Genomic DNA, 6,898 nt, shown 5'->3' on the forward strand with positions numbered 1-6,898 from the left:
GAGCTATGATGTATTTGAGTTCATTAACCTTATCAGTTTGGGTGATCTTATTATCTTTGGGCGGACGACCTTTCTTTTTTAAGGCTATACCTGCGGCTATCTTTCGCTCTTTCTTATGCTGACGGTGAAAGAATTCTTTTACTTGTTCTTTTGTAAATCCTAATTGCTGCGCTATTTCCTTTTGCGTCATGCCTCTTTCTTTAAGTTCAAGTATTTCTCTTTCATACTGCTGTATGTGTTTGTAACTTCTTGCCATAACAAAACCTCCTATGGTTTCTATTATACCATAGGAGGTCTTTTTTGTCATTGTACGTTTTTAATGGTTCGGTTCATAGTGACGCAGGAGCTTTTATTGTATGTATAAATTACTTCTTCATTGCATTGTTTATAGCAGATACCAGTGCTCTTACAGAGGATACGATGATGTCCGAATGTCTGCCGACACCCCAGAAAATCTTTCCGTTAACGTTGATTCCCACATAGGAACAAGCCTCGGAAGTTGTCTTTCTTTCAAGTGCGTGCTCGGTATAGGTATCAACATTTATCTCCATACCTATCTCAGCGGTCAGTGCATTAGCTACAGCGTCAAGTCTGCCGTTGCCGTCAGCTTCACATTCAACTGTTTTGCCGTTGATAACTGCTTTGACCTTAGCACCTATGAGCTCGTCAGCCTTCTGAGTGTAGTGAGCTTCAAGAATATCGATAGGAGCATTGATATTGAGGTAAGTTTCCTTGAATATCTGGTGAACTTCGCTTCTGCTGAGCTCTTTGTGAGCCTTGTCGGAGATATCCTTTACCTTGTAGCCGAAGTCCTCTCTCATAGCCTTGGGGAGGTCATAGCCGTACTGCTGTTCAAGGATATAGCCTATACCGCCCTTACCGGACTGTGAATTGATACGGATAACGTCGCCCTCGTATTCTCTGCCAACATCGTGGGGATCAATGGGGAGATAAGGACAAGTCCAGTGCTTGTCATCGATCTCATCACGCCACTTCATGCCCTTTGCGATAGCATCCTGATGTGAGCCCGAGAATGCAGCATATACCAGTGAACCGGAGTAAGGCTGTCTGTCGTATACCTTCATTCTTGTAACTCTTTCATAAAGCTCTATGAGGGATGGGAGATCAGAGAAATCAAGATTAGGCTCAACACCGTGGGTGTACATATTCAGTGCGAGTGTTACGATATCAACGTTACCTGTTCTTTCGCCGTTGCCGAAGCAGGTACCCTCAACTCTGTCACCGCCTGCGAGCAGACCGAGCTCGGTATCAGCGATACCTGTGCCTCTGTCGTTGTGGGGGTGGAGAGAGATTATCAGGTTCTCTCTGTTGTGGAGAACATCACACATATACTCGACCTGCTGAGCGTATACATGTGGCAGGGACATCTCGACGGTAACAGGGAGATTGATGATGACCTTGTTATCTGCATCTGGCTCCCAGATATCGATAACAGCGTTGCATATCTCAGCTGCAAACTCGGGCTCGGTACCGGTAAAGCTCTCGGGGGAGTACTCAAATGTGATATGACCCTTGGCGTGCTTCTTATACTCCTTGCAGAGTTCTGCGCCTGTGGTAGCGATCTTGATGATCTCTTCCTTGGACTTGCGGAATACCTGCTCTCTCTGTGCAACAGAGGTGGAGTTGTAGAGGTGAACAACTGCGTGCTTAGCACCGTCGATTGCCTCGAAAGTCTTCTTGATTATGTGTTCTCTTGACTGAGTAAGTACCTGGATTGTAACATCATCAGGTATCATTTTCTTCTCGATAAGTGTACGGCAGAATTCATATTCTGTTTCGGATGCGGCAGGGAAGCCTATCTCTATCTCCTTGAAGCCGATATCTACCAGCTTTTTGAAGAACTCCAGCTTTTCTTCAAGGCTCATGGGTATTATAAGCGCCTGATTGCCGTCTCTCAGGTCAACCGAGCACCATGCGGGGGCATGATCGATATAATCTTTTTCAGCCCATTTCATACATTTTACGGGAGGCATATAATATCCTCTTGCATACTTTTCTGCGTTTTTCATCAAAATTCCTCCTATATAATAATATTTGATAGTAGTCTAATTAGGGCTTACGGGTATTGAAGTCATTAGAAAATAAAACAAGCCCGTCTCTGTAAAAAACAAGAGACGAGCATAATTACCCGTGTTACCACTCCGATTCATGCACAGCTCACACTGTACACCTCTGCCGCATCAACTAATGCGCCTCTCTGTAACGGGAGAATCCCGGGCACAGCTACTGAATGTTCACCATACCGGCTCAAGGACGAGTTATCGCGCTATCGAACTGCTGTCTTTCACCAAACGACAGCTCTCTGAAAGTTCCGCAAAGCGTCTTTTTTCCTCTCAACGCCATTGTTTATATCATGAAATAATTATATTATATTTATCCAACTTTGTCAAGGGTTAATTTATGCATTTAACAGTTTTTTAATATCTGGCTTTGAAACTCCCATTAATTTATGTTATTTCACATTTTTTTATTGACTTTAGGCAAGTTTTATAATATAATAATTTTAATATAAGTATATGAGTATGATCCGATGGATATGGGACAGGAGTGATATTATGATAAACGAAAGCATTAAAAAGCTGGTTACTTACGGACTTGAAAAGGGACTTATCGAAGTTGCGGATAAGGTTTGGGTGACTAACCGCCTGCTTGAAGCTCTGTCGCTGGAAGAATACGATGAACCGCTAGAGGAATACAAGAATATAGACCTTGAAAGTACTCTGGCAGAATTGCTTGACTATGCCTGTGAAAAGGGTCTGTGCGAAGATACTGTTGTCCACAGAGATCTTTTTGATACAAAACTGATGGGCCTTATCACGCCCCGTCCCTCCGAGGTGGAGAGGATATTCGCTGAGAAGAAAGCTGTCTCTGCAAAGACGGCTACCGACTGGTTCTACAAATTCTCTCAGGATACCGATTATATCAGAAGATACCGTATCAGCAGGGATGTTAAATGGAAGACTTCTACCGAGTACGGCGAGCTGGATATCACTATAAATCTTTCCAAGCCAGAGAAAGACCCGAAAGCAATTGCGGCGGCAAAGCTGGCGAAGCAGTCTGGCTACCCGAAGTGTCTGCTTTGTTATGAAAATGTAGGCTATGCAGGCAGACTTAATTCCCCAGCAAGACAGAACCACCGTGTCATCGGTGTTACCATCGACGGTTCTGACTGGGGTTTGCAGTACTCGCCTTACGTTTATTACAATGAGCATTGTATTCTCTTCAACAAGACACACACGCCGATGGTAATCAATCGTTCTGCTTTTAATAAACTACTTGATTTTGTTGAGCAGTATCCCCATTATTTTGTCGGATCAAATGCTGATCTGCCCATTGTAGGCGGTTCTATCCTTTCTCATGAGCATTTTCAGGGCGGACATTACGAGTTTCCCATGGCAAGGGCAGAGGTTGAGCGCAGGCTTGAATTCAAAGGATTTGATAATGTCGATGCGGGAATTGTAAAGTGGGCAATGTCGGTAATAAGGCTGAACAGTACCGACAGGGAAGCTCTGGTGGAACTTGCGGATAAGATACTCACTTTGTGGCGCAGCTATACCGATGAAAGCGCTTTCATCTTTGCGCAAACAGATGGCGAACCCCACAATACCATAACTCCGATCGCACGTATGCGGGACGGCAGATATGAAATGGATCTGGTTCTCAGAAATAATATCACCACCGAAGAGCATCCCCTTGGGGTTTATCACCCTCATGCGAAGCTTCACCATATCAAAAAAGAAAACATTGGTCTTATTGAGGTCATGGGACTTGCGGTGCTGCCTTCGCGCCTTAAAGTTGAGATGGAAAAGCTTTCCCAAGCCCTTGTCAACGGTGCTGATATCCGCAGTGATGAAACTCTGGCTAAACACGCTGATTGGGCTGATGGTCTGCGTGAGAAGTACAGCTTCACTTCAGAAAATGTTGACAGCATATTAAAGGATGAGATAGGAAAAGTCTTCGCAAAGGTTCTCGAACACGCCGGTGTTTTCAAACGCGACGAGTCGGGTGCAAAAGCCTTTGACAGGTTCGTGGCTTACGTAAACGAAAGATAACATAAAAAGCACGGCAGATAACTTCTGCCGTGCCTGTGATATCAAAGATTTTCGATAAAGCCCTTACCGATAATGACATTTTCGAATGCCAGTTCTTTCATCTCTAACATTACTGTGTGGGGGGATATCTTCATTCCTTGTGCCGCCCAGTCGATTATCATTCCACAGAATCCGTGGGAGTAGAAATCCGCAAAGAATTTAGCCTTATCGCTGCGTTTGCGGGTATTTGCTACTGCATGATAGAAAAATCTCAGGAACAAACGGTGCATACTCTGATAAAGATATTTTTCAAAGGTCTTTTCATTGCTGCGCAGAGTGTTCGAGTAGAATTTTTTATCTTTCTGCATATTTTCAAGGAACCCCTCAAGACGTTCATACCAGTTATCGTAGTTGACACCTCTGGTGATGTTCTTGAAAAGCTCGTTGTAGTATATATATGACAAAAGCTCTTCCTTATCCTGAAAATGATAATAGAAGGACTGTCTGTTCATTCCGCAAAAACCTGTTATCTCGGAAATAGAGATCTTTTCGTAATCCTTTTGCGTGCAAAGCTCTTTTAGCGCGTTGCACAGTGCTGATTTTGTTATATTTGATGTTGACATCTGCTGTATCCTTTCATGCATATAATTCAACAATATAATTATATCACAAATCAAAAAAAATTCAAGAAAATTTTAGTAAATTATTTTTAAGGTCGTGCATTATTAATGATTATCAATGAATTTTTAGAAGGTCAGAGCCTTACAGCTTATGAATATTTCGGTGCACATTTTGTTGATGGGGGAGTGCGTTTCGCCACTTATGCCCCTAATGCGAGGAATGTCACTCTTATGCTCAACGGAGGTGAATATGAGATGACGCGGCTAGACTGTGGAGTCTGGGAGACTGTTCATCCTGCTAACGTTGGGGATATCTATCAGTTCATCATCACAACTCAGGCACTTCAGAAGCACTATCGCTCAGACCCATTCGCATTTTACAGTGAGGTAAGACCAAAGAACGCTTCTATAATTTATGATGTGAACTGCCATGAATGGCATGATGGCGAATGGATGTCAAAGCGTGATAAGTGCTATGATAAGCCCATGAATATCTATGAGATTCACTTCGGTTCATGGCGCACGAAATTTGACAGCGAGAATGACGACCGTTTTTACACCTATGATGAAATGGCTGAACTCCTGATACCCTATGTAAAGGATATGGGTTACACCCACATCGAGATAATGCCACTGACTGAGCACCCATACGATGGATCATGGGGCTATCAGGTAACGGGTTATTATTCTGCGACTTCACGCTATGGTGACCCTGCAGGGCTCATGCGTTTTATTGATGCCTGCCATCAGGCGGATATAGGTGTTATCCTTGATTTCGTGCCTGTGCATTTCGTCACCGATTTCTTTGCCTTGCATATCTATGACGGCGGATTTCTTTTTGAATCCGACAGGGAAGAGGACAGGTTCTCCGAGTGGGGAACGGCTCTTTTCGATTACAGCAAGCCCCATGTTCTCAGCTTTGTTAAGTCATCGATCAATTTCTGGATTGAAAAATACCACGTTGATGGTTTGAGGTATGATGCGGTGGCAAACCTCATCTTCAAGCATGGCAGACGTGATGAACCTCTTAATGATACGGGAATATGGTTTCTTAAAAATACCAATTACGCTATCCAGAAACGTCATACTGATATTATGCTGTTTGCCGAGGATTCAACCGATTACACAAAAGTCACCGCTCCTGTTGAATTCGGGGGACTTGGTTTTGATTACAAGTGGGATCTCGGATTTATGCACGATACCATAAATTATATCAAAACTCCGCCTTATGAGCGCCGCGCTCATCATAACAAAATGACATTCTCCATGAGCTATTTTTACAACGATCTTTTTATTCTGCCTTACTCTCATGATGAGGTAGTCCACGGCAAGCAGACTATGCTTGATAAGTGTTTTGGAAGTCACGAGGAAAAGATAGCCACCATAAAATGCCTGTATACTTTCCAGTTCGGCCACCCTGGCAAAAAGCTGAATTTCATGGGCAATGAGATAGCTGAGTACATGGAATGGCGTCCCGGTAAGGAGCTTGGCTGGAATCTGCTGACTTACCCCTCACATGATTCTGTGCATCATTATATAAGGGAGCTTCATCACATATATCTCAATGAGCCCGCACTTTACGAGAATGATTATAATTCGGGACATTTCCGCTGGTGTGATGCCAATAACAACAATCAGTCCATCTATGCTTTTATCAGGCGCGACAACTTTGGCAAGGGGATATACTTTGTTTTCAATTTCTCGGGGCTGATGCAGAATTACACTCTGAGAGTTGAGCAGAACGGCGACTATACCGAGATACTTAATTCCGATAAGGATATCTACGCCGGTTCAAACTGCCTTAACGGCGATATGAGAGCATTTAATTTCTCGCTGAATCTCCGTCTTGCACCACTGAGCTGTGCTATAATCAAACAGAGATAACTAAACACAAAGGGGCTGTTGCAGCCCCAACAAAGAAAAAGACGCCTGACACACCAAAAAGGTAGTGCCAGGCGTCTCATTTTGTGGTATAATGTAATTGCAAATATAGCATCAAACCAACGAAAGGATTGTACCACAAAAATGAGAAATTGTCAAGTGCGTCTTAACATGAATTATGAGATCTACATCGAAGAAAGCTCACCTGTCAGAGTATTGAGCAATGTTATAGATGAGATCTATCAAAAAGAAGAATACACGATAGTAAGCAAGTGGAATGGCGCCATACCCGAGGATATCATGATGAAGATACTCATCTACGGCTACATGAACGACTCTTTTTCA

At 43.3% G+C, this 6,898-nt stretch carries 5 protein-coding genes and 1 other annotated feature; of the genes, 2 read left to right on the forward strand and 3 right to left on the reverse strand.

Annotation, left to right across the window (positions count from 1 at the left end; all coding sequences use genetic code 11):
• Both BM265_RS19065 and BM265_RS19070 read right to left on the reverse strand, forming a co-directional pair.
• Positions 1 to 256 (reverse strand): helix-turn-helix transcriptional regulator (locus BM265_RS19065; RefSeq protein ID WP_074963504.1); only part of this gene is annotated, 256 nt, incomplete at its 3' end.
• Positions 257 to 365: 109 nt separating this feature from the next.
• Complete coding sequence (locus BM265_RS19070; protein ID WP_074963505.1) at positions 366 to 2,030, reverse strand: 2-isopropylmalate synthase; 1,665 nt, start codon at positions 2,028 to 2,030, stop codon at positions 366 to 368.
• A 98-nt stretch (positions 2,031 to 2,128) separates the two neighbouring features.
• Positions 2,129 to 2,367: a binding site (T-box leader), on the reverse strand.
• 209 nt (positions 2,368 to 2,576) lie between these two features.
• Between BM265_RS19070 and galT the strand changes: the two genes are divergently transcribed.
• Positions 2,577 to 4,073, forward strand: a complete 1,497-nt coding sequence (galT, locus tag BM265_RS19075) for a UDP-glucose--hexose-1-phosphate uridylyltransferase (protein ID WP_074963506.1) — start codon at positions 2,577 to 2,579, stop codon at positions 4,071 to 4,073.
• 41 nt (positions 4,074 to 4,114) lie between these two features.
• Here the strand turns inward: galT and BM265_RS19080 are convergent, their stop codons facing one another.
• Complete coding sequence (locus BM265_RS19080; RefSeq protein WP_074963507.1) at positions 4,115 to 4,675, reverse strand: TetR/AcrR family transcriptional regulator C-terminal domain-containing protein; 561 nt, start codon at positions 4,673 to 4,675, stop codon at positions 4,115 to 4,117.
• A gap of 105 nt (positions 4,676 to 4,780) precedes the next feature.
• Here BM265_RS19080 and glgB point away from each other — a divergent pair, with 105 nt between their 5' ends.
• A complete protein-coding gene (gene glgB, locus BM265_RS19085) occupies positions 4,781 to 6,556 on the forward strand; it encodes a 1,4-alpha-glucan branching protein GlgB (protein ID WP_074963508.1) in 1,776 nt (591 codons plus the stop codon).
• Positions 6,557 to 6,898: the final 342 nt, after the last annotated feature.

This window comes from Hominimerdicola alba (genome assembly GCF_900112155.1).
GTDB lineage: Bacteria > Bacillota > Clostridia > Oscillospirales > Ruminococcaceae > Hominimerdicola > Hominimerdicola alba_D.

Coding starts and splice junctions, on each gene's coding strand:
- BM265_RS19070 (WP_074963505.1), bottom strand. CDS start 2,030: ATGAAAAACGCAGAAAAGTATGCAAGAGGATATTATATGCCTCCCGTA.
- galT (WP_074963506.1), top strand. CDS start 2,577: ATGATAAACGAAAGCATTAAAAAGCTGGTTACTTACGGACTTGAAAAG.
- BM265_RS19080 (WP_074963507.1), bottom strand. CDS start 4,675: ATGTCAACATCAAATATAACAAAATCAGCACTGTGCAACGCGCTAAAA.
- glgB (WP_074963508.1), top strand. CDS start 4,781: ATGATTATCAATGAATTTTTAGAAGGTCAGAGCCTTACAGCTTATGAA.